The sequence below is a fragment of the Kitasatospora sp. NPDC096140 genome, assembly GCF_040303045.1.
Lineage (GTDB): Bacteria > Actinomycetota > Actinomycetes > Streptomycetales > Streptomycetaceae > Kitasatospora.
In genome coordinates this window covers 82,652-105,676 of sequence record NZ_JBEOUW010000030.1, presented here as the reverse complement: position 1 = coordinate 105,676, position 23,025 = coordinate 82,652, and the positions used below count along the sequence as shown (strand labels likewise).

The window sequence follows — 23,025 nt, the reverse complement described above, 5'->3', positions numbered from 1 at the left end:
AGGAGCTTCGCAACGACGGTCACAACCGTGCGCCCCCGTACGCGCCCTGGCCGCACCGAGGTGACTCCGGTGATCGTGGACGGGACGACCGTCACCGCGGACGGGGGCGGCGAACGGCGGCGAGGAACGACGAACGGATGACAGCCGACAGCTGACAGATGTTGAAATCTGTCAGCTGTCATCTGTTCGCCGACCGCTGTTCGTCGTTCGCCGCCCTCCGCCGCCCGCCGCCCCGGGAGGCCGCCGTTGCACGGACCCACCCTGGTCAACTGGCTGCTCGCCCTCCTCACCGCCACGGCCGGCGCCACCTGCCTGATCAGACTGCGCCACTCCCCCGCCCTCTGCGCATCGGGCACGCACCGCCCGCGCGCCCGGGAGTCCGACGCCGCCGAAGCCCTGATGGGACTCGGCATGGCCGCGATGGCCGTCACCGGCGCCACCGTCCCGGCCGCCGTCTGGGCTTCGCTGTTCGGCCTCCCCGCCGCGGCCTTCCTGCTCGCCGCCGCCCACGCCCCGGCCGGCCGGGGCCACCGGCTGCACCACGCCGTCGGCGCGCTCGCCATGACGTACACGGCCCTCACGATGGCCGGGCCCCCCGGCCACCAGCACCACCAGGGCGGCCTGGGCGTGCCGCTGCTGACCGGCAGCCTCCTCCTCTACTTCGGCGGGTACGCCGTCTGGGCCGGCAGCCGGCTGCTGCGCACCCCGGCCGGCACCCTCGCCGTCGGCACCGCGGGACTCCCCCAGGCCTGCCGGCTCACCATGGGCATCGGCATGTTCGCCATGCTCCTGACCATGTGACGTCTACCCGCCCGCCCGCCTGCGCCAAGACCCCGTCGCGCGCGTGGCGTTGGTCACTGGCCCGTCGAAAGCCGTTCCACCGGGCGTCGCCGGCACATAGGTTGGCAGGGAGCGCGCTGTCGCGTTCCGTGCGTACTCGGGGAGCCCATGCGATGACTGCCCTGATCGGCCTGTTGCTGCTCGGACTGCTGCTCTCGACCGTCGCGCCCCGGCTACTGGCCCGGGCCGGCTGGGTGGAGCGCGAACCGGTGCTGGCCCTGCTGGTGTGGCAGTGCCTCGTGGTGGCGGTGCTGTTGTGCTGCGCACTGGGCCTGCTGCTGGCCGCCTCCGCCGCCCTGCCGGAGCTGCGCGCGCTGGTGTTCTCGGGCGCGCCGCACGGCGTGGAGGCCGCGTACGGACTGCAGGACGCCGAGGGCTGGGGCCGGCTGTGCGCCGCGGTACTGGCGGCCGGGGGCGTCCAGACGGTGCTGGCGCTCACCCGCGAGGTCCGTACGGCCAAGGCACTGCGCGACCGGCGGCACGCGCAACTCGCCACCCGTGCGCCGGAGTTGCCCGAGTCGATCGAGACCGCCCGGAGCCGCCGGGAGCGGCTGGTGGTGCTGGAGAACATCCGCCCGGAGGCCTGGTCGCTGCCGGGCCCGAACTCCCGCCTGGTGGTCACCACCGGCGCCCTCCAGCAGCTGACCGATCGGGAGCTGGCGGCCGTGCTGAGCCATGAGCGCGGGCACGTGCGGGCCCGGCACCACTGGCTGCAGCAGTTCGCGCAGGCGCTCGCCTCCGGCTTCCCCGGCGTCGGCGTGTTCAGCGCGTTCCGGGACCAGGTGGCGGAGCTGGTCGAGCTGGCCGCCGACGACCGGGCCGCACGCCGGCACGGCCGGCACACCACCGCCCTCGCGCTGGCCGAACTCAACCTCGACCGCGGGGTGTTCGGCTCCTGTCCGCCCGGTCTGGCGCAGTCCCCGAAGCGGGTGGACCGGCTCCTCGCGGGCCGTCCACGACTCCCGGTGTCCCACCGGCTCCGGCTCACCGTGGTGGCCCTGGCCGCACCCGCCGCAGCCGTTCTGCTGGCCGTCGCCCCGGGGCTGCACTCCCTCCTCTGAGCCCCCCAGGGCCCGCGCGGACAGCCCGGTCCGCCCGATCCGACCCGGGCCCGATCCGCCTCAGCCCCATTCGACCCGCGCCCGCTCCGACCAGACCAGACCCGCGCCGACCAGGCCGGAGAGAAAGTGACGGCGGATCAGCCCGACGGGGCTTCGCAGGGCTTGCCGAGCCCGTCGCCGAGGGTCAGGTCCAGCACCTCACGGTGGAGCGGCCGGGCCTGCTCGTAGCGCTCCCGACCGGCCTCGGTGAGGGTGAGCACGATGCCCCGCCGGTCCTTCTCGCACATCGCCCGGGTCACCAGCCCGGCCTTCTCCAGGCGGGCGATCAGCCGGGAGAGCGCACTCTGGCTCAGGTGGACGGTGGGCGCCAATTCGCTCACCCGCAGCGCGTGGCCGCCACCGGCGTCACATCCCTCGACGAGGCGTTCCAGCACCTCGAACTCACTCATGCCCAGCCCGAACCGGTCGCCCAGCTCGCGGTCGAGCATGCAGGCGGCCGCAGCGTGCCTGGCCAGCAGGTCGCGCCACTGCGCGACGAGGCCGGCCTCCGCCGGGGAGTCGAGTTCTGCCACGCCGCCACCCTAGCACCTGCGCCGTAAATTATTGCGTTCACATCTAATTCATTTGCATTGAATGCATGCGCATGTACTGTCCTCCCCATGACCACCGCGACCGTCACGCCACCCGACGCCCCGTCAACCAGCGGGCCGCACTGGACTCCCCGCCTCTGGGGCACCCTGATCGTGCTCTGCGCCGCCATGTTCCTGGACGCCCTGGACGTCTCGATGGTGGGCGTCGCCCTCCCGTCCATCGGCTCCGAACTGCACCTGTCCACCTCCACGCTGCAGTGGGTGGTCTCCGGCTACGTGCTCGGCTACGGCGGCCTGCTGCTGCTCGGCGGCCGCGCCGCCGACCTGCTCGGCCGCCGCCGGGTCTTCCTGGTCGCCCTGGGTGCCTTCGCCGCCGCCTCGCTGCTCGGCGGCCTGGTCGACGACGGCGGGCTGCTGATCGCGGCCCGCTTCCTCAAGGGCGTCAGCGCCGCCTTCACCGCCCCGGCCGGCCTCTCGATCATCACCACCACCTTCGCCGAGGGCCCCGCCCGCAACCGCGCGCTGTCGATCTACACCACCTGCGGCGCCAGCGGCTTCTCGCTCGGCCTGGTGCTGAGCGGCCTGCTCACCTCGGTCGGCTGGCGCTGGACCTTCCTGATGCCCGTCCCGGTCGCGCTGCTCGCCCTGGTGTTCGCGGTCCGCCTGCTCCCCCGCCCGGTCGAGGAGCCCGCCAAGGGCGGCTACGACGTACTGGGCGCGATCACCGGCACCGCGACCGTGCTGCTGCTGGTGTTCACCGTCACCGAGGCGCAGGGTGCCGGCTGGCTGAGCGTGCGCACGGTCGGCTCGCTGGTCGCGGTCGCCGCGCTGGCCGCCGCCTTCCTGCTGGTCGAGAGCCGTACCGCCCACCCGCTGGTCCGGCTCGGGATCTTCCGCAACGGCTCGGTCGCCCGGGCCAATCTGGTCGCCTTCGCGATGACCGGTGCCTACGGCGGCTTCCAGTTCGTGGTGACCCTCTACCTGCAGCACCTGCTCGGCTGGTCGGCCCTGCAGATGGCCCTGGGACTGCTGCCGGCCGGAGCGTTCATCGCTCTCTCCGCGCCGTTCATGGGCCCGATCGTGGACCGCTTCGGCACCGGCCGGCTGCTGCCGATCGGCGTGCTCGCCCTGGTCGGCGCCTTCGCCCTCTTCCTGCGGCTGGACGAGCACAGCTCCTACGTCGCCCTGGTGCTGCCCTCGATGCTGCTGCTCGGCGTCGGCTTCGCGCTCGCCTTCCCCTCGGTGAACATCGCCGCCACCGACGGCGTGGCCGACGAGGAGCAGGGCCTGGCCTCGGGCCTGGTGAACACCGCGATCCAGGTCGGCACGGCGGTGGTGCTGGCCGGGGCGACCGCGATGATCACGGCCGGCAGCGCCGGCGGCGACAGCCCGCAGGCCCAGCTGGACGGATACCGTCCGGCGCTGGTGTTCGTCACGGCGGTCGCACTGGTCGGACTGCTGGTCGCGACGGTCGGAGCGCTGGTGGACCGACGCCGGAGTACCGCCCCTGCGACGGTGCCTGACTATGATTATCCGTCAGTCGGGCCGACGCCGGCCCGGACCGAAGTTCTGACCGAGCACTGATCCCGTGAGCCCCGCCCGCGGCCGACCCCCGGCCGTCGGGCAATGGCGCCGGCTCCACCAAACCCCCGTGTTGGTGGAGCCGGCCGTCTTCGTACCGGCCGCCCGGGCGGCGCCCGTCAGGGCACGGTTGCGCGGGGCGGCTGTCGGCTTCGCAAGTATATTGGCCCGGAGCCAACGAACGTTCGGAGCAGACACGATGGCACCTCGCGGGGATTCGGTCAACGAGGAGATGCGGCAACGCTCCCGCCGACGCATCATGCGGGCCACCGTCGAGCTGGTTGACCAGCGCGGTTACGCGGGCACGACACTGACCGACATCGCCGAGCGGGCCGGACTGGCCCGCGGGCTGGTCTCCTACTACTTCGACGGCAAACGACTGCTGATGCAGTCCGCGACACACCGGATGATGCACCAGGCACTGTCCGGCGCCCTGGCGGAACTCGCGCCCGACTCCTCCCCCGAGGCCCGGCTGGCCCGCGCCATAGACGCCGTCCTCGCGCTGGCGATGGAGCACCCGCGGGTGATGCGCTCGCACCTGGCGCTGATCCTCGACCCGGACACCGGCGCCTTCGTCCAGGACCCGGAGCAGCAACAGCTCGGCGCCATCCTGCAGGGACTGCTGCAGGACTGGGGCGCGCCGGACCCGGTCGCCGAGCACGCGGTGCTGCGCAGCGCGCTGATGGGGGGCTGCATCGGGGTGCTGCTGCCGGGCGCCGAGATCCCGCTCGCCCCGATCCGGGCCGACCTCTTCCGCCGCTACGACCTGGCCTGGCACCTCGGCAGTCCGCCGCAGCCCGACCCGCCGGAACGCGAAAGGCCGCCGGCCCGCGGTTGACGGCGGGGTGGGCGGCCTGCCACTCACTCACTCACTTCGGTCTGCTGCCGGGGGCTCCGCGAGGGAGCGGGCCCCCGGGGTTTCAGCGCTCCTTCAGGATCGAGGCGAGCAGGTCTATGGTGCGCTCCGGCGTGAGGCTGTCCACGCAGAGCCGCTCCATGACCTGGATGTACGCGTCGACGTCGTCCCGCTTGTCCAGGTAGAGCGCGCTGGTGAGCTGCTCCAGGTAGACCACGTCCGCGAGGTCCTGCTCCGGGAAGCGCAGGATCGTGAACGCGCCGGACTCCCCGGCGTGCGCCCCAAAGCGGAACGGCATCACCTGGATCACCACGTTGGCCTGCTCGGCGACGTCGATCAGGTACTGCACCTGACCGCGCATCACCTTGGGCCCGCCGACCGGCCGGCGCAGCGCGGCCTCGTCGATGACCGCCCACAGACGAGGGCTGGCACCCTCGGTCAGCAGCTTCTGGCGGCGCAGACGGAGGCTGACCCGCCGTTCGACCTCCTCCTCGCTGATGACCGGCCGACTCTGGCCGAAAACCGCCCGTGCGTACTCCTCGGACTGCAGCAGCCCGGGGATGAACTGCACCTCGTAGGTGCGGATCAGCTGAGCGGCCTCCTCCAGTCCGACGTAGGTCTGGAACCAGCCCGGCAACACGTCGTTGAAGCTGTGCCACCAACCGGACTTGTTGGCCTCGCGGACGAGGCCGAGCAGGGCTTCCCGCTCGATGCCGTCGTCGACGCCGTACAGGCTGAGCAGGTCGGCGACGTCACGCTCCTTGAAGCTGACGCGGCCGAGCTCCATGCGGCTGATCTTGGACTCGGAGGCCCGGATGGCGTAGCCCGCGTCCTCGCGGGTGATGCCGCGCGCCTCTCGCAGGCGACGCAACTGCGAGCCGAGGAGGATCCGGCGGACCATCGAGCCGCCGCCCGGCTGAACTGTGGTCATGCGGTCGAAACCTCCACCTAGGGCAAACAGCGCACAGTCTGCCATCAGTTGAGCGCTCACGGTGCCGATACTGACGGATGTTCCTATCAGTTCTGCACTCCGCACACCAGGATGCACGTGCATCCGGCGCTTGCATATGCCAATAGTGCGACTGCACGTGAATCGACTCTTGCATCTGCAGTGAGCGCACACCACCATGGTGCACGTGCACCTGCACATCCCTGGCAATCCCGCGGGCTCCGCGTCGACCCCACGCGCGACTCCGTGCACCGGCCCGACGGCGTCCCCCGCGTCATCGGGCGTTCGAGTGCGCGTGCGTCTGGTCGAAGGGGCGGCCGAGCGGCCGAGCGAGTCGGAGGTGACCGGCATGACCCCGGCGGGTCCAGCCGTGTCCGCCCCCTTATGGGAGGAGCTCTTCATGAGCACCGGTACGGCTTTGGCGGTTGACCCCCATGTGGTCACCTGTACGCTCGCTCCTCGCTTCGAAGCCGTCAGAACCGCGCGCGACTTCGCCCGGACCACGCTCCAGCGCTGGGGACTGACGGAGCTGTTCGACGACGTGGCGCTGGTGGCGTCGGAACTCGTGACCAACGCGCTCCGGCATGCGATCGGCGCACGGCCCGACCCGACGGGCGGTGCCCCGGGCGAGTACGACTTTCCCACACAGCCCACCCCGGACGGGCGGCTGCCGATCCGAATAAGCCTCGTGCACCGCGCGCCCCAGGTGGTCTGCGCGGTGAGCGACCCGAGCAGCGTGGGACCGGTGGCGCGGGAGGCGGACTTCGTCGCCGAATCCGGCCGCGGGCTGCACCTGGTGGAGTCGTTCAGCCGCTCCTGGGGCTGGCACCCGCTGGGCAGCGGCAAGGTGGTCTGGGCCCTGTTCGAGGCGGAGCCGGCGCGCGGACCGCTGGACGGACACCCGGAGATCGGCGGACGCGGGGCGCTCGACGCACTCGGCGGCCCGGTCGACATCGGTGGACGGCACCGGCGCTCGGCCTAGCGCCCCGCGGCACGTGGCGAGCAGCGCCCGACGCCGTGCGGTCGACCGAGGAACCGGCCCGGCGGTCGGCCGGAGGACCCGCTCGGCGATCAGTCGGAGGACCGGCTCGGCGATCGGTCGGAGGACCGGTCCGGCGGTGGTCGGTCGAGTGGTCGACCCGGAACGCCTTCCCGCACCAGGCCCTGCAGCGGGCCGGACGGCGGACGGAGCGGCCGGTCGAGGGAAGCCCCAGGAGGACCACGCCCCGGGCCCCTGCGCCAGGCCCCGTCATCACGTCGCCCCGGCGGCGACCGGTACGGTCGGCGAAGGCGGAAAGGCGGAGCAGTCGGAGCAGTCGGAGCAGTCGGAGGAGACGACCGAAAAGACAAAGGCCGTCGCGGTGTCGGCACCCACGACGGCCCCCCGATGGTGAAGCACGGCGGCCGGTCAGACCGCCAGGTGGTCGAACTCCCCGTCCTTGGCCCCCAGCAGCAGGGCGGCGATCTCGGCCCGGGTGTAGATGAGGGCCGGACCGTCCGGGAAGCGCGAGTTGCGCATCGCGACGTCGCCGCCCGGCAGGGCCGCGAACTCGACGCAGTTGCCCTGGGAGTTGCTGTGCCGGCTCTTCTGCCAGACCACCCCCGTGAGATCGGCCGCGGCCATCCCGTTGTAGGTGTCGTGCGAGCCGTGCGTGTTCTGCGAGTCGTGCATAGAAGTCTCCCGAAGAGCTCCGGAGTTGTCGTCCAGCGCGGCGCCCCCGGCACCGCCGAACGAACGGACCGGCCCCGTACCGGCCCGGCACAACGCCTCACTTGACGCGATGATAGCTGCAGTGCACGTGCATCAGCACGGGACATTGCAGGTGCACGAGGCCTTTCACCCGCAGCCCCGAACTCTTCACGGGGCCTTCTCCTGACGGTACGTAAACGGACATAGCCGACTGAATCACCGGGGTCGCGATAACCGGCCGTGAGCGGCCCCCCGCTTAATGTTGATCTTCGAATGCCGGGAGTCGCACCGCCGTGACCCTCCGTCAGGCGACCTCCGGGCTGTGAGACATCTCACGCGCCGCGACTGCAACGCCGCACCCCGTCCGGCACGTCCAGGCAATGAGCCGCGCCCGCACGGGGGTTGGGTGTGGAATGTCCGGATTGTAGGCAAACCGCCCGAACCCGATGCGGCGGACACACCGGGTTCGCACAGCGGCCGCGCGAAACCCGTACGGCAGCCGACTGCAGGCCGGACGGGCAGATGTCCTACGATCTCCGGCATGAGCACCGCAGCCATTCCGGGCGCGCCACTGCCCGTCCGCACTCCAGGCTCCCGTGCGCGGGGGCGCCATCGTCGTCCCGAGCGCCCCGAGATTCCGACCGGCGCGCCGGCCCTGGTGCTCGCCGTGCCCACGGCCGCCGGGCCCGAGTCCCGCTCGGTCGTCGAGGAGCTGCTCTCCATCGTCCGCAGCGAGCAGAACGGCGTCCAGGCCGCAGTCGGCTACCTCCCCGGCGACTCCGCCGAGGGTGAGGGCGGCGAGGACCGTACCGTCGCCGAACTCCTGGCCACGGCCGCCGAGGCCGGCCTGCCGATGCCCGTCCTGGTGCCGCTGGTGCCCGGTCCGCACGGCTTCCTGCCCGAACTCCACGCGCTCGCCGCCGAGTACGGCGCGCCCGTCACCGACGCGCTCGGCCCGCACCCGCTGCTCGCCGAGGCCGTCCACGTGCGACTCTCCGAGGCCGGGCTGGCCCGCGCCGACCGCGCCCGCCTCTTCGCCATCGCGACCGCCGCGGACGGCGTGGTCCTGACCACCGTCGGCGGCGAGGACGCCGCCGCCGCAGCCGGCATCACCGGCGTGCTGCTGGCCGCCCGCCTGGCCGTGCCGGTCGTGGCCGCCGCGCTCGACGTGCCCGGCTCGGTGGCCGCGGCCGTCGACCACCTCAAGGAGACCGGCTCCCAGCGCCCGGCGCTGGCCCCGCTGGTGATCGGGCCGGAGGCCGACTCCGAGCTGCTCGCCGCGGCCGCCGAGGAGACCGGCTGCCCGTCGGCGGCGCCGCTGGGCGCGTACCCGACCGTCGGCCAGCTGATCGCCTCGACCTACCTGGCCGCGCTGCCCGCACCGTCCGCGGAGGAGCTGGCGCGGGCCGAGGCGGAGGCGGCGGCCGCCGCCGAGGCCGAGGGGGTCGTGGAGGGCACCCGTGGCGCCCACGCGGCCGCCGAGGGGCCTGCCGGACAGTAGCGGACACCGCGCGCCCGTCGGCGCGCACACGGGGCCCGGAACGGTTTGCGTTCCGGGCCCTTCGCTTTGCCCGCTTTCCTGCTCTTGCGGCGTACGGGAGTTACCGGAGTTAAGCGAACAATGAATGGAATGTCCGTTCTGCTGCTGTTTGCCGGGGAATGGCGAGCGCACTCCGGGGCGCTCGAATCACGTCCGCTCCACTGGTTCGACCGGTGCGCCGTTTCGCGCTTCGACACACCGTCATGCCATTCCTGAGGCAAAGACAGTTGTGGGCATCCGCAATCGCATTGCCGAAAAACGATCATTTACGATCATGATTAGCCGCCAATTTGGCACTACCCACTAATCCGTGATGCGCGTCACAGCTATTTGCAGTTTGAACTTAAGTCTGCTTAACGTGCTCCCCGTTCGTGACCACACGGACCCAGTTCATCCGCGACGCCGAGTCCTGCCGTCGGATGTCCTGGCAGCGCGAAAACGCACCACGGCAGGAGCGGGGGACCCACAGGTAAGTCGCCCCGGACCGCTCCCAGGAACGGTTCAGGGCTAGGGGTGAAGCCGCGCTCACGCGCGGCCGGGCAACTCCGGCCCGAATCCGACAGCTCACCTCGCAGGCGTGGGAGAGGACCGCGTCTTCATGCTGCCCACCAACGGCACCCGTCTGTCCAGCCGCACCCGCCGCGTGATCGCCGCCATCGGCGTCGCGGGCGTCGGCCTCACCGTCCCGTGCCTCGTCTCCGGCACCGCCTCCGCCGCCTCTGTCGCGACCTGGGACAAGGTCGCCCAGTGCGAGAGCAGCGGCAACTGGAGCATCAACACCGGCAACGGCTTCTACGGCGGCCTCCAGTTCACCCAGAGCACCTGGTCCGCCTTCGGCGGCACCGCCTACGCCTCGCGCGCCGACCTGGCCACCAAGGACCAGCAGATCGCCGTCGCGGAGAAGGTCCTCGCCTCGCAGGGCCCCGGCGCCTGGCCCGTCTGCTCCGTCAAGGCCGGCCTGACCAAGGGCGGCACCCCCGCCGCCGTCGACACCTCGGCCGCTGCCGCCCCGGCCGCCCCGGCCGCTCCGGCTGCCAAGCCCGCCGCCCAGACCCAGACCCCGGCCCCGGCGGCCAAGCCCGCCAAGCCGGCCGCGCCCGCCCAGGACGCCGCCGACTCCGCCGCCGGCACCTGGGCCCAGAAGCGCCAGCAGGCCGCCCAGAGCGACGACTACACCGTGGTCGAGGGCGACTGGCTGTCCTCGATCGCGGACAAGCACAACGTCCAGGGCGGCTGGGAGCGGCTGTACGAGCTCAACCGCAGCACCCTGACCGACGGCCCGAACACCATCTACCCGGGCCAGCACCTGACCTTCGGTGACCACGGCCAGACCCAGCAGTCCGCCTCCTCGGACAAGTCCGGCTCGGACTTCACCTGGTTCAACCGCTCGCAGAAGTCCGGTCAGTCCGCGAACGGCGGTTCCGTGAACGCCAAGCCGGTCGCCCAGACCCAGACCCCGGCCGCCCAGGCCCCGGCGCAGGCCCCGGCCGCCAGCGGCAGCATGGCCGCCGCGGTCGCCTTCGCCGAGTCCAAGGTCGGCCAGGCGTACGTCTACGGCGGCACCGGCAACGGCGGCTGGGACTGCTCCGGCCTGACCCAGGCCGCCCTGCGCGCCGCGGGCATCTCCGTCCCGCGCGTCGCCGCCGACCAGGCCGCCGCCAGCACCCACGTCTCGCTGGACAGCCTGCAGCCGGGCGACCTGCTGTTCTGGTCCAACAACGGCAAGGACTCGGGCGTCTACCACGTCGCGATCTACGTCGGTGGCGGCAAGTACGTCGAGGCCGCCAACCCGAGCGCGGGTGTGCGCGAGCAGACCGTCGCCAACTGGGCCCCGGACTTCGCCGGCCGGGTCTGAGCACGGCGAGACGGCTGACGGCAGACAGCTGACAGCTGACAGCTGACAGATTTCAACATCTGTCAGCTGTCATCCGTCGTCCGCAGATCGCGGGCCGTCGGCCGTCGGCCGTCGCCAACCGAACACTGATCACCCGCCACCCCCGGGGAAGAGTCTGGTCGCTCCTCCCCGGGGGTCGCGGCGTATCCCCGTGGTGGAACCGGACCCGAACGGGCATGCTGCTGCTCTGCACCCGAGGAGGAGTCACATGGCCCAGGTCACCGTCACGCTCGACGCGAACCTCGCGATCGACGCGATGATGCTCTCCGGTACCACGAACCCGCAGGACGCCGTCGAACTGGTCCTGCGCGACTACCTGGCCCGCGGCCGCCGCACCGAGGCCCGCACCGGCGACCCGGCCGACGGCAACCGCCTCGCCCAGGACCGCACCGGCGACACCGAGCACGGCTGAGCGCAGTCGAGATCTGCCGAGCGCTGCCGAGCAGGGCCGCGCACAGGCACGCCGAAGGGCCCCGGAGAGCAACTGCCCTCCGGGGCCCTTCCCTCGGCCCTGCGGCCGGCGCTCAGCGCGCGCAGGCCCCGGTGGACCCGCGCATCACCAGCTCCGGCTGGAACATGAACTCGCCGCGCTGGACGGCGTTCCCGCCGACCTCCTCCAGCAGTGCGTCCACCGCCGCCGTGGCCATCGCCTCGACCGGCTGGCGGATCGTGGTCAACGGCGGCTCGGTGAAGGCGATCAGCGGCGAGTCGTCGAACCCGACCACCGACACGTCCTGCGGCACCGACAGGCCGCGCTGCCGCACCGCCCGGATCGCCCCGAGCGCCATCATGTCGCTCCCGCAGACGATCGCCGTGCAGCCCTTGTCGAGCAGCGCGCCGGCCGCCGCGTGTCCGCCCTCCACGCTGAACAGCGTGTGGTGGACGAGGTTCTCGGCCTCCTCCTGGGTGCGCCCGAGCACCTCCCGCATCGCCGCCGTGAAGCCTTCTATCTTGCGCAGCACGGGCACGTACCGGCGCTGCCCGACGGCCAGCCCGATCCGCTCGTGGCCGAGTTCGGCCAGGTGCTGGACGGCCATCCACATCGCGGCCCGGTCGTCCGGCGAGATGAACGGCGCGTCGATCTTCTCGCTGAAGCCGTTGATCAGCACGAACGGCACCCCGCGCCCGGCCAGTCGCGCGTAGCGGTCGTGGTCGGCCGTGGTGTCGGCGTGCAGTCCGGAGACGAAGACGATGCCCGCCACGCCCCGGTCGACCAGCATCTCCACCAGTTCGTCCTCGGTGGATCCGCCCGGTGTCTGGGTGCACAGCACCGGCGTGAAGCCGTGCCGGCTGAGCACCTGCTCGATCACCTGCGCCAGTGCCGGGAAGATCGGATTGCTCAACTCCGGTGTGATCAGCCCGATCAGCCCGGCGCTGCGCTGGCGCAGCCGGGTCGGACGCTCGTAGCCGAGCACGTCGAGCGCGGCCAACACCGTCTGCCGGGTGGCGGCGGAGACGTTCGCCTTGCCGTTGAGCACGCGGGAGACGGTGGCTTCGCTGACCCCCGCCTGTGCCGCGATGTCTGAGAGTCGCGCCGTAGTCACGGTCCCAGAGCCTATTGCAACCACGTCAGACCGCCCACCAGCCGGTGCTGTCCGGAGCGAGCACCGTCTCGCCGCCGTCCACCACGAGGTCGGCCGAGGCGAGCAGCAGGGTACCCGGGGCCGCGATCCGCACCGGCTCGCCGGTGGTGTTCACGGTGCACACGAAGGACCCGCGGCGGAAGGCGAGGGTGCCCTCGGGGCCGTCCAGCCACTCGACCTCCGTGCCGGCGCCGAGGTCGGCCGTCGCCCGGCGGAGGGCCAGGGCGCTGCGGTAGAGCTCCAGGGTGGAGGACGGGTCGCCGGTCTGCGCCTCGACGCTCAACTCCGCCCAGGCGGCGGGCTGCGGCAGCCAGGACGGCCCGCCGGCCACCGGGCCGAAGCCGTACGGGGCCTCGGTGCCGGACCACGGGATCGGGACGCGGCAGCCGTCGCGGTAGCCGTCCTGTCCGGCCTGGCGGAAGAACGACGGGTCCTGGCGCACCTCGTCGGGCAGGTCGGTGACGTCGGGCAGGCCGAGCTCCTCGCCCTGGTAGACGTACGCGGAGCCGGGCAGCGCGAGCATCAGCAGGGTGGCGGCACGGGCGCGGCGCAGACCGAGCTCGCGGTCGCCGGCGGTGCGGATCTGGGTGCCGAGGCCGGGCTCGTTGCCGAAGCGGGTGGCGTGCCGGGTGACGTCGTGGTTGGACAGCACCCAGGTGGTGGGGGCGTCGACCGGACGCATCGAGTCGAGCGAGAGGTCGATCACCTCGCGCAGCGCGGCGGCCTCCCAATCGGTGCCCAGGTACTGGAAGTTGAAGGCCTGGTGCAGCTCGTCGGGGCGGACGTAGTTGGCGGTGCGCTGGACGGTCGGGGTCCAGGCCTCGGCGACGCCGATCCGCTGGCCCGGGTACTCGTCGAGGATCTTGCGCCAGCTGCGGTAGATCTCGTGCACGCCGTCCTGGTCGAAGAACGGCATGACGTCGTTGCCGAGCAGCTTGAGCTGGTCGGAGCCGCCGAGGTCGGGCAGGCCGGGGGCCTTGACCAGGCCGTGGGCGACGTCGATGCGGAAGCCGTCCACGCCCATGTCGAGCCAGAACCGCAGGATCGAGCGGAACTCGTCGGCGACGGCGCGGTTCTCCCAGTTGAAGTCGGGCTGCTCGGGGGCGAACAGGTGCAGGTACCAGTCGCCGGGGGTGCCGTCCGGGTTCTCGGTGCGGGTCCAGGCCGGGCCGCCGAAGATGGACTCCCAGTCGTTGGGCGGCAGTTCGCCCTTCTCGCCCTTGCCGGGACGGAAGTGGTAGCGGTCGCGCAGCGGGGAGTCGGGGCCCTCGCGCAGGGCGCGCTGGAACCACTCGTGCTGGTCCGAGGAGTGGTTGGGGACCAGGTCGACGATGATCCGCAGCCCCAGCCCGTGGGCGTCCCGGATCAGGGCGTCGGCGTCCAGCAGGGTGCCGAACATCGGGTCCACCGCGCGGTAGTCGGCGACGTCGTAGCCGGCGTCCGCCTGCGGCGAGGCGTAGAACGGCGAGAGCCAGACGGCGTCCACGCCCAGGTCGCGCAGGTACGGCAGACGGCTGCGGATACCGGGCAGGTCGCCCATGCCGTCGCCGTTGGAGTCGGCGAAGCTGCGCGGGTACACCTGGTAGATGACCGCGTCCCGCCACCAGTCTCTGTGCACGCCGCCCGCCGCAGGAGCCGGGGTGGCCGCCTCGTGAGCGGTGTCGGCGACAGGCCGGGAGGTGTCGGCCAGGTTCTGGGTCATGGACGGTATCCCTTGGGGATCGGAGGAGCGGGGGGCCTTGCGCGCGAGGTGTGTCGCGGCAGGCGTCACGACTTGGAGGCACCGGCGGTCAGGCCGGTGACCAGGTGGCGCTGCACCAGGTAGAAGAAGGCCGCGGACGGGATCGCGATCAGCACGGCGGTGGCAGCCATCAGGTTCCACTGGGCGTCGTGCTCGCTGACGAAGGTCTGCAGGCCGACGGCCAGCGTGTACTTGTCCGAGCTGAGCATGAACGTCGAGGCGAACGGCACCTCGGCCCAGTAGGTGAGGAAGGAGTAGAAGGCGGCGACGGCCAGGCCCGGGCGGGCGAGCGGCAGCACCAGCCGCCAGAAGGTGCCGAACGGGGTGAGCCCGTCGACCCGGCCGGCCTCGTCGATCTCCACCGGGATGGTGTCGAAGTAGCCCTTCAGCAGCCAGGCGCAGTACGGCACGGTGGTGGTCGAGTAGACCAGGATCAGACCGGTGTAGCTGTCCAGCAGGCCGAGTTCGGAGAGCATCGTGTACATCGGCACGATGAGCACCGCGATCGGGAACATCTGGGTCACCAGCAGCGACCACATCAGCGGCTTGTGTCCGGGGAACTTCATCCGGGAGACGGCGTAGCCGGTGGTGGCGGCGAGCATGACGCCGAACACGGTGGTGATGCCGGAGACCAGCAGGGCGTTGCCGAACCAGGTGAAGAAGTCGGTGTCGGACAGCACGTGCTGGTAGTTCGACAGCGTCAGCTTGTCGAAGATCTGGCCCGGGTGGAGGTAGTCGGTCTTGTCCGGGCCGAGTGAGACGAAGAGGATCCACGCGACCGGGAACAGCGCGATCAGGCTGGCCACGATCAGGGTGCCGTGGGACAGCGCCCGGACCAGCGGGCTGCTCTCGCCGCGGCGGCGGACCTTGGCCGGCCGGGCGGCCGGGGCGGCGGTCGCCGCGGGGGCCGGGCGTTCGGTGGTGGTGCTCATCGGGGTTACCTGCCTTCGTGGGTCAACTGGGTCCGGGGCCTCAGCCGTTGGCCTGCTCGTTGCGGGCGAGCCAGCGCCGGTAGAAGGCGGTGAAGACGATCAGGATGGACAGCAGGATCACGCCGTACGCGGCGGACTGCGCGTAGTCCCGGGGGATCTGGCCGAAGCCGAGGCGGTAGGCCCAGGTGACCAGCAGCTGGGCGTCGGGCGCACCGGTGCCGAACAGCAGGAAGATGACGTTGAACTGGTTGAACGTCCAGATCACGCCGAGCAGGACGACGGTGGAGGAGACGCTGCGCAGCCCGGGCATGGTGACGTGGCGGAAGCGCTGCCAGGGGGTGGCGCCGTCCATCTCGGCGGCCTCGTAGAGCTCGGCCGGGATCGACTGCAGGCCGCCGAGCAGCGAGATCATCATGAACGGCACGCCGGCCCAGGTGTTGACCAGGATCGCGGCCGCCTTCTGCGCCCACGGGTCGGTGAGCCAGCCGGGCTCGGGCAGGTGCAGGGAGGAGAGGATCCCGTTGACGACGCCGCCGTCGGAGAGCATCAGGCGCCAGGAGAAGACCGTGACGAAGGTGGGCACGGCCCAGGGCAGGATGAGCATCATCCGGTAGAAGGCGCGCCCGCGCAGCTTCTTGTTGAGCAGCAGGGCGAGGCCCAGGCCGAGGGTGTAGTGCAGGAAGACGCAGATCGCCGTCCAGGCGATGGTCCAGACGAAGTGCGACCAGAAGCGGTCGTACGAGCCGGGGCCCCACAGGATGTCGGCGTAGTTGTGGAAGCCGACGAAGTTGTAGCTGGCCGGGATCTCGTTGACGCCGATCGTGCGGGCGACGTTGAGGCTGTTGGCGTCGGTGAGGGTGAGCCAGATGCCCTCGACGAGCGGGTAGAGCACCAGCACGCCGAGCACCAGGACGACCGGGGCGATCATCGCATAGGCGTACCAGTGCTTGGCGTAGGAGCGCTTGACGCGTTCCAGCAGGCCCGGACGCTGCTCGCGCTCCCGGCTGCCCTTGCCGGTGGCGCCCTGCACGGCGACTGACATCGTTTGCACCTTCTCGGGGGGATTCTCGGGGGAGGCCGACGGCCCGGCCCGTCGGGGAGGCGACGGATGACGGCGGACAACTGACAGATGATGAAATCTGTTCTCTGTTATCCGTTCGCCGTCATCCGTCAGCCGTCATCCGACGGACCGGGCACGGGGACTACTTGGCGAAGCCCGGCAGGAGCTTGGCGTAGTCGGTGGCGACGGTGTTCAGCGCGTCCTGGGTACCGGTGCCCTGGACGGCCTTGCCCAGGTTGGTGCCCAGCGAGGCGAACAGCGAGCTGTACTCGGGCAGTTCGGGGCGCGGCTTGGCGCTGCTCAGGATGCCCTGGAAGCCGGCGATGCCCGGGTCGGCCTTGACGTCGGCGGTGAAGGCGTCGGAGCGGGTCGGCAGGGTGGAGTTCTTCTGCGCGATGAACGCCTGGCTCTCGGCCGAGGTCATGAAGGCGGCGAACTTCTCGGCGGCGGCCTTGTGGGCCTTGTCGGCACCGGCGTAGACGGCGATGTTGTGACCGCCGGTCGGGGCGCCGGCCTTGCCCGCGGAGCCGCCGGGGACGGCCGCGATGCCGAGGTTGGTCTTGTCGGCGAAGGCCGAGCCCTTGTAGATGTTGGTGATCTCCCAGGGGCCCTGGATGATCGCCGCGACCTTGCCGCTGTTGAAGGCGTCCATCATGTGCGCGTAGGCGTCGGTGGTGACGTCGGCCTTGGCGGTGCCGGGCGAGGTGAACATCGACTTGTAGGTCTCGACGGCCTTGACGGCCTCCGGCGAGGTGACGGTGATCTTCTTGCCGGCGGCGTCGACGGTGTCGGTGCCCTCGCCGAACAGGAACGGCATCGCGTAGTAGCCGTCGGCGGCCTTCAGCCAGAAGCCGTCCACGCCCGCCTTGTCCTTGACGGCGGCGGCGTCGGCCTTCAGCTCGTCCCAGGTCTTCGGCGCCTCGGTGATGCCGGCCTTGGCGAACAGCTCCTTGTTGTAGAGCAGGCCCAGGGTGTCGGTGACCAGCGGGACGCCGTACAGCTTGCCCTCGTACTTGGCCTGCTGGATCAGGCTGGGCTGGAAGGCGGAGGTGTCGGCGGCGGCCGGGGTGCCGTCCAGCGGCTCCAGGTAGCCGGCCTTGGCGAAGGCGGCGGTCCAGCCGACCTCGGAGCGGAACACGTCCGGAGCGCCCTTGGCCCCCATGGCGGTCTGGAGCTTGTTCTGCGCCTGGTCGAACGGGACGTTGACGAAGTCGACCTTGATGTTCGGGTTGGCGGCCTCGAACTTCTTGACGAGCTCCTGGTAGTTCGGCGCCTCGTTGGTGGCGTTCGAAGTGTCCCAGTACGTGAGGGTGACCGGCCCGTCGGCCTTGCCGTCCGAGCTGGAGCCGCTGCTGCCACAGGCAGCCATCGAGACCGCGAGGGCCACAACGAGGGCAGAGGCCGCGATGCCACGCCGCATGAGAACTCCTTGGGAGGGTGGGGGTGCCCGAGATCTTCGGAGACAGGCGCATAATGGCTGCCTCGTGCCGACCGCATCCTTGCTGCCGTCGGGCTGGAAGGAAGTTAACAGCGGTGAAAGATCGACGGAAAGTCCTTGCAGCAAGTTTCTGCAAGAAACGGGGATCGTTACATCCGCGTGTCCTGGACGTTGCCACTCGGTAGTTGACGCCCACGCCGATTGCCCCGGTTCGTCCGATTCGGACCGCTGCCGGGTGGCCGACGGAACCACCGTGCGTGGCTGAAAGCCGCCTGGCGCAGACTGGACGCATGCGCATCAGGACCGTCACCGAGGACGAACTTCCGCTGCTCGCCGAGCTGGAACGGGCCGCCGGCGCCCCCTTCGCCGCGATCGGCATGCCGGAGGTCGCCGAGGACGAGCCCCCGGCCCCGGAGGAGCTGGCGCACTACCTGCAACGGGGCGTCGCCCTGGTCGCCGAGGCCCCCGACGGCACGATCGCCGCCTACCTGCTGGCCGAGCCCGTGGACGGCGCGATGCACATCGAGCAGGTCTCCGTCCACCCCGACCACGCCCGCCGCGGCATCGGCCGGGCGCTGATCGAGCACCTCGCCGGGACCACCGACGCCCCGGCGCTCACCCTCACCACCTTCGCCGAGGTGCCCTGGAACGCCCCCTACTACGCGCGCTGCGGCTTCCGCCCGCTGAGCGACGCCGAGGTCACCCCGGGCCTGCGCGAGATCCGGCGCCAGGAGGCCGAGCACGGCCTGGACCGCTGGCCCCGGCTCTGCATGCGCCGGGACCTGCGGCCGTGATCCTGCCCGCGGCCCTGCCGTTGGCCGGGGCCACAGCTGCGGGCAGGTCCCCGGCCCTGACCGTGACGGGCTAGTTCGGGTCCCCGGCCCTGACCGTGACGGGCTAGTTCGTCCCCAGCCGCAGCACGGTCGTGGAGCGGAACTCCTCCCCCGGCCGCACCACCGTGCTCGGGAACGCCGGGTGGTGCGGGGAGTCCGGGAAGTGCTGGGTCTCCAGCGCGACCCCGGCGAACGGCCCGTACGGGACGCCGCTCGCACCGGTGACCGCGCCCTGGAACTTGTTCGCCGTGTAGACCTGGACGCCCGGCTCGGTGGTCAGCACCTCCAGGGTGCGGCCGCTGACCGGGTCCTCCAGCAGCGCCGCCCGCGCCGGGCTGCCGTCCGCGGGCCGCTCCCGCAGCACCCAGTTGTGGTCGTAGCCGCCGGGCCCGACCAGCTGCGGGTGCCGGTCGTGCACCGACTTGCCGATCGGCGTGGCCACCGTGAAGTCGAACGGCGTGCCGGCCACCGGCTCCGTCCGCCCGGTCGGGACCTGACGCTCGTCGGCCGGGGTGTACTCGTCGGCGTCCAGGGTCAGCAGGTGGCCGAGGACGTCGCCGTTGCCTTCACCCGCGAGGTTGAAGTACGCGTGGTTGGTCAGGTTGACGACGGTCGGCTTGGTGGTGACCGCGCGGTAGGCGATCACCAGCTCGCCGGAGGCGTCGAGCGTGTAGTCGACGGTCACGTCCAGGGCGCCGGGGAAGCCCTGGTCGCCGTCCGGGCTGTGCAGCCGCAGCCGCACCCCGCCCTCCACCGCCTCGGCCTCCCACATCCGGTGCGCGAAGCCGTCCGGCCCGCCGTGGATGGTCATGCCGCCGCCGGTGGGGGCGAGCGGGTACTCCTCGTCGTCGACGGTGACCGACGAGCGGTCGATCCGGTTGGCGTACCGGCCGACCACCGTGCCGTAGTGCCGGGCCGGGCCCAGGAGCTGGGCCAACTCGTCGCTGGAGAGCAGCAGTTGCGCGGAGCGGCCGGAACGGTCCGGTGCGCTCAGGGTGTGCAGGGTGGCACCGAGGTTCAGCACGCTCGCCTCGTACGGACCGGCCGTGAGCGTCCAGCGCTCGATCGCGGCGCCCGCGCCCGAGGGTTCGAGGTGTTCGTGTCGAACACTGGTGGCCTCGCTCGCCATGGCCTGCTCCTCACTGTCGGCCGGAGCACTCCGCGCCCGGCCGCTTCCTGGTCCGTCGAGGGTGCCTCGGCAGCCCCGTCTCCGTCAGCCTATCGACGGCGGCGGCCACCCGGGCGCAGCGGCACCGGCGCGCTCCGCCCTTACGCTGTACCCGCCCTGACCGACCGCCACCTGCCACGGCCGCCATCGCCCACCACTGCCACCACCGCACGACAAGCCGCCCCACAAGGAGCGGCCGCACGACGAGCCACCGCCGCGCGGACCGCCGCCCCCCTACTCCTCGTCCTCCGCCCGGCTCGCCTCCCGCTGCTGCTGCAGCCCGAGCGCCGAGGCCAGCCCGTCCGGCCCGCTCCCCGCCTTGCGGTAGACGGCCGCCAGCCGCCTGTTCACCAGGCTGATGTGCAGGCCGAGCTCCTCGGCGATCCGCTGCGGCGGCAGGCCCTGCACCGCCTGCCGGGCGACCTCCAGTTCCGGGCCGCTGAGCGTGTCCAGGGTGTCCCGGAAGTCGCGCAGCCCGAGCCGGTTGGGCCGCAGGCCGTAGTTGGCCAGCTCCCGCCGCGCCTGTTCGACCAGCCCCTCCGCCGAGCAGTGCTGGGCCAGCTCGATGCCCTGGTACAGGTACTCCTGGGCGTCCTCCAGCCGCCCGACCCGGCGCAGCGCGGCGCCGAGGTCGACCAGTGCGACGGCGTGCTCGTAGCCGGCCGGGGACTGTCCGAGGTGCATCACGGCCTGCTCCAGCAGCTCGACCGCCTGCTGGCCGTCCTCGACGTACGCCTGAAGCCGCAGCGCGCTGCCGATCGCCGAGGCGGTGCCGAAGGTGCGGGCGTGCCGGACGGCCGTCTGGGCGTACTCGCGGGCGCGCTCGGGCTCGTCCTCCGCGATCGCGACTGCGAGGTGGCCGGCCCAGGGCGCCCAGACGGTGTTGCGCCAGCCGCGGATCTCCAGCTGGGTGCCGGCCTCGGTGAGCGCGGCGGCCGCGCCCGCGTGCCGGCCCTTGGCGATCAGCAGCTTCCCGTACAGCGAGGCCGCGTCCGGCAGCACCATGGCGGTCGCGTGGTACGGCGGGTGGAAGCCGAAGTCGTTGGCCAGCTCCCAGGCCTCGTCGACCCGGCCGCGGGCGATCAGGGTGTCCACCAGCACGCCGACCGCGTCCCAGGCCAGCGGCAGCCTCTGCCCGATCCGCTCGGAGATGCGGTACGCCCGGCGCAGGAAGTCCTCGGCCTCGGCGAGCAGGCCGCGGCGGAACCGGGCCAGCCCCATCAGGAAGTACGCGAAGCCCCGGTGGGCTCCGCTCCAGCCGGCCACCTCGAACTGGATGATGGCGTCGGCGGCCAGTCGCTCGGCCTGGGCGACGCGGTCGTTGTAGATGTACGTGAGGCCGAGCATCGAGGGCAGTTCGAAGCCCCAGGTGGTGTCGGTCCAGCCGAGGCCCTTGGGCAGCCGGCCGCCGTCGAGCACCCTGTCGGCGAGGGCGAGCGCGTCGGCGGAGGGGGCGCCGCGCAGGGTGAGGTCCCAGGCCCGCATGGCGAGCACGGCCCGGTCGGCGGCTTCCTGGCCGGTCAGGCTGCCGCACATCGCGCCGAGCCGGGCGGAGCGGCCGGGGCCGTCCTCCTCGGACTTGCGGAAGGCGTGCCACATGAACGAGGCGGCCTGCAGCCGCTGTCGCCCGGCCGGGTCGTCGGTGAGCTGCGCCTCGTCCTGGCAGACCAGGGCGGCCTGGCGCAGCTCGCCGCTGTGCGCGAGCACCTCGGAGAGCCGGAAGGTGGCGTCCACCCGCAGTTCGGGGCGCAGCGGCACCTCGTCCGGGTCGAGGGCGAGCTTGAGCTGGTTGACGGTGGCGACGGGGTCGGTCAGCAGGGCGGAGCAGCCGAGTTCGTAGAGCACCTCGGCCTTGATCTCGTCGGCGGGCGGCTCGTTGAGCGCGCGGTGCAGGCAGCGCTGGGCGGCCTCGGGGGCGCCGATCAGCTGGTGTTCGACGGCGGCGCGGCGCAGCTTCTTGACGATCCGGTCGTCGCCCTCGCCGGAGTGGGTCTCGACCAGGTGGCGGGAGGCGGCGAGCAGGCCGAGTCCGGCGTTCTCGATCTCGACGGCGGCGATGCCGTGCATGCCGAGGCGGGTGGCGTCCGGCATGGTGTTGTAGATCGAGCTGGCGATCAGCGGGTGGACGAATTCGAGGTTCCCGTTGGGGGCCTGGGTGAGCACGCGCTGCTTGCGCAGCTGCTTGATGGAGTCGCGGGCGCCCTCGGTGCTCTGGGTGGAGATCCGGGTGGCGAGGTCGACCCTGATGTCGGTGCCGAGCATGGCGCAGGCCCAGGCGAAGCGCAGGGTGCTGGCGCCGAGCCGGTCCAGCCAGCTCTTGAGGGTCATCCCGGTGGCGTCGACGGCGAGTTCGCGCAGCTGCCGGGAGTTCTCCTCGACCGGTTCGAGCTCCTGGTCGCGGACCTGGTCGAGGAGGGCGACGACCTCGAAGGGGTTGCCGTTGACGACGTTCCAGAACTCGTAGCAGAAGGCGTCCTCGGCCTTGGGGCCGAGTTCGGCGCGGATCATGTCGGTGACGGAGCTGAGGTTGAGCCGGTTGAGCTCGTGCTTGCGGCCCTTGAGGCCGATGATGTCCCGGCGGAACTCCTGGGTCGCGACGGGCCAGTCGTTCTCGTCCTCGCGGAAGGCGAAGACCAGCAGGACGGGCAGTTCGCTGGAGCGGACGGCGAACTTGGCGAGCCAGGAGAGGGATTCCGCGTCGGCCCAGTGCAGGTCGTCGACGATCATCACCATCGGCGCGCGGCGCGGGGCGAGCTGGGTGAGGACGTAGTCGAGGCCGTCGCGCACGCCCTGCGGGTCGAGGCGGCGGGCACCGGCCTTGGGCTGCTTGAGGCCCATGGCCGGTCCGACGACCTCCTCCCAGGTGCCCATGACCTGGCGGAACACGTCCGGCGCCAGGTCGGTGAGCACCGGCTGGAGCAGCTGGCGCAGCACGTGGTACGGCTCCTTGAACTGGCGTTCGCCGCCTCGGGCGAACAGCACGGTGGCGCCGTCGCGCAGCTTGGCGATCCGTCGGACCTCCTGCAGCAGGCTGGTCTTGCCGATGCCGGGGCGGCCGGAGAACGCGAGCAGGTCGCCGATCTCGGTGCCGCCGGCGGCGAATTCGCGGCAGAGCCGGTCGACGGCGTTCTCCACCGAGCGCAGTTCGGCGTCCCGGTCGCGCAGTCGGACGCGGGGCGCGGTACCGTCACCGTCGCGCCCGGAACCGGCCCCCGCCCGAAGTTCGTTCTCCTGCTCGGTCACCGTCGCGCCTCCGCCTCGCCCGATCG

Annotated in this window: 19 protein-coding genes and 1 riboswitch; of the genes, 9 read left to right on the top strand and 10 right to left on the bottom strand. The window is 71.8% G+C overall.

From position 1 onward, the window contains the following. Nucleotides 1–246: 246 nt before the first annotated feature. Both ABT048_RS27905 and ABT048_RS27900 read left to right on the top strand, forming a co-directional pair. On the top strand, nucleotides 247–801 hold the full coding sequence (locus ABT048_RS27905) for a DUF5134 domain-containing protein (RefSeq protein ID WP_350524270.1): 555 nt from the start codon (nucleotides 247–249) through the stop codon (nucleotides 799–801). Nucleotides 802–953: 152 nt separating this feature from the next. Next, nucleotides 954–1,901 (top strand): M56 family metallopeptidase, encoded by a 948-nt coding sequence (locus tag ABT048_RS27900; RefSeq protein WP_350524269.1) that lies wholly within the window; start codon nucleotides 954–956, stop codon nucleotides 1,899–1,901. Nucleotides 1,902–2,038: 137 nt separating this feature from the next. Here the strand turns inward: ABT048_RS27900 and ABT048_RS27895 are convergent, their stop codons facing one another. Next, complete coding sequence (locus tag ABT048_RS27895) at nucleotides 2,039–2,473, bottom strand: MarR family winged helix-turn-helix transcriptional regulator (RefSeq protein ID WP_350524268.1); 435 nt, start codon at nucleotides 2,471–2,473, stop codon at nucleotides 2,039–2,041. Nucleotides 2,474–2,560: 87 nt separating this feature from the next. Here ABT048_RS27895 and ABT048_RS27890 point away from each other — a divergent pair, with 87 nt between their 5' ends. Next, nucleotides 2,561–4,075 (top strand): MFS transporter, encoded by a 1,515-nt coding sequence (locus ABT048_RS27890; RefSeq protein ID WP_350524267.1) that lies wholly within the window; start codon nucleotides 2,561–2,563, stop codon nucleotides 4,073–4,075. Between the two features lie 229 nt (nucleotides 4,076–4,304). Beyond that, nucleotides 4,305–4,910 carry a TetR/AcrR family transcriptional regulator gene (locus ABT048_RS27885; RefSeq protein ID WP_350524266.1) on the top strand — a complete coding sequence of 202 codons (606 nt, stop codon included), beginning with the start codon at nucleotides 4,305–4,307 and terminating at the stop codon, nucleotides 4,908–4,910. An 82-nt stretch (nucleotides 4,911–4,992) separates the two neighbouring features. Here the strand turns inward: ABT048_RS27885 and ABT048_RS27880 are convergent, their stop codons facing one another. Further along, entirely contained in the window at nucleotides 4,993–5,859 is an 867-nt protein-coding gene (locus ABT048_RS27880; protein ID WP_350524265.1) for a Sco1979 family transcriptional regulator, read from the bottom strand. 418 nt (nucleotides 5,860–6,277) lie between these two features. Between ABT048_RS27880 and ABT048_RS27875 the strand changes: the two genes are divergently transcribed. Beyond that, a complete protein-coding gene (locus tag ABT048_RS27875; protein WP_350524264.1) occupies nucleotides 6,278–6,859 on the top strand; it encodes an ATP-binding protein in 582 nt (193 codons plus the stop codon). A gap of 426 nt (nucleotides 6,860–7,285) precedes the next feature. Here ABT048_RS27875 and ABT048_RS27870 read toward each other — a convergent pair whose 3' ends face one another. Beyond that, nucleotides 7,286–7,549, bottom strand: a complete 264-nt coding sequence (locus ABT048_RS27870) for a DUF397 domain-containing protein (protein ID WP_350524263.1) — start codon at nucleotides 7,547–7,549, stop codon at nucleotides 7,286–7,288. A gap of 559 nt (nucleotides 7,550–8,108) precedes the next feature. On the opposite strand from ABT048_RS27870, the gene ABT048_RS27865 reads away from it, so the two are divergent. The 3 genes from ABT048_RS27865 (at nucleotide 8,109) to ABT048_RS27855 (ending at nucleotide 11,413) form a co-directional block, all read left to right on the top strand. Beyond that, a complete protein-coding gene (locus ABT048_RS27865) occupies nucleotides 8,109–9,068 on the top strand; it encodes a sirohydrochlorin chelatase family protein (RefSeq protein ID WP_350524262.1) in 960 nt (319 codons plus the stop codon). Nucleotides 9,069–9,536: 468 nt separating this feature from the next. Then, a riboswitch (cyclic di-AMP (ydaO/yuaA leader) is annotated at nucleotides 9,537–9,698 on the top strand. Nucleotides 9,699–9,705: 7 nt separating this feature from the next. Further along, complete coding sequence (locus ABT048_RS27860) at nucleotides 9,706–10,962, top strand: transglycosylase family protein (RefSeq protein WP_502894086.1); 1,257 nt, start codon at nucleotides 9,706–9,708, stop codon at nucleotides 10,960–10,962. 247 nt (nucleotides 10,963–11,209) lie between these two features. Beyond that, entirely contained in the window at nucleotides 11,210–11,413 is a 204-nt protein-coding gene (locus ABT048_RS27855) for a hypothetical protein (protein ID WP_350524260.1), read from the top strand. Between the two features lie 112 nt (nucleotides 11,414–11,525). Here ABT048_RS27855 and ABT048_RS27850 read toward each other — a convergent pair whose 3' ends face one another. From ABT048_RS27850 to ABT048_RS27830, 5 genes are all read right to left on the bottom strand, one after another. Further along, nucleotides 11,526–12,545, bottom strand: coding sequence for a LacI family DNA-binding transcriptional regulator (locus ABT048_RS27850; protein WP_350524259.1), 1,020 nt, complete (start codon nucleotides 12,543–12,545; stop codon nucleotides 11,526–11,528). A gap of 25 nt (nucleotides 12,546–12,570) precedes the next feature. Further along, nucleotides 12,571–14,286, bottom strand: coding sequence for a glycoside hydrolase family 13 protein (locus tag ABT048_RS27845; RefSeq protein WP_350524258.1), 1,716 nt, complete (start codon nucleotides 14,284–14,286; stop codon nucleotides 12,571–12,573). 65 nt (nucleotides 14,287–14,351) lie between these two features. Next, a complete protein-coding gene (locus tag ABT048_RS27840; protein WP_350524257.1) occupies nucleotides 14,352–15,257 on the bottom strand; it encodes a sugar ABC transporter permease in 906 nt (301 codons plus the stop codon). 40 nt (nucleotides 15,258–15,297) lie between these two features. Next, nucleotides 15,298–16,299, bottom strand: coding sequence for a carbohydrate ABC transporter permease (locus ABT048_RS27835; RefSeq protein ID WP_350524256.1), 1,002 nt, complete (start codon nucleotides 16,297–16,299; stop codon nucleotides 15,298–15,300). A 160-nt stretch (nucleotides 16,300–16,459) separates the two neighbouring features. After that, a complete protein-coding gene (locus ABT048_RS27830) occupies nucleotides 16,460–17,737 on the bottom strand; it encodes an extracellular solute-binding protein (RefSeq protein ID WP_350524255.1) in 1,278 nt (425 codons plus the stop codon). A 308-nt stretch (nucleotides 17,738–18,045) separates the two neighbouring features. On the opposite strand from ABT048_RS27830, the gene ABT048_RS27825 reads away from it, so the two are divergent. Beyond that, nucleotides 18,046–18,549 (top strand): GNAT family N-acetyltransferase, encoded by a 504-nt coding sequence (locus tag ABT048_RS27825; protein ID WP_350524254.1) that lies wholly within the window; start codon nucleotides 18,046–18,048, stop codon nucleotides 18,547–18,549. 103 nt (nucleotides 18,550–18,652) lie between these two features. Here ABT048_RS27825 and ABT048_RS27820 read toward each other — a convergent pair whose 3' ends face one another. Then, on the bottom strand, nucleotides 18,653–19,717 hold the full coding sequence (locus ABT048_RS27820; RefSeq protein WP_350524253.1) for an aldose epimerase family protein: 1,065 nt from the start codon (nucleotides 19,715–19,717) through the stop codon (nucleotides 18,653–18,655). A 273-nt stretch (nucleotides 19,718–19,990) separates the two neighbouring features. After that, complete coding sequence (locus ABT048_RS27815) at nucleotides 19,991–22,999, bottom strand: ATP-binding protein (RefSeq protein WP_350524252.1); 3,009 nt, start codon at nucleotides 22,997–22,999, stop codon at nucleotides 19,991–19,993. Nucleotides 23,000–23,025: the final 26 nt, after the last annotated feature.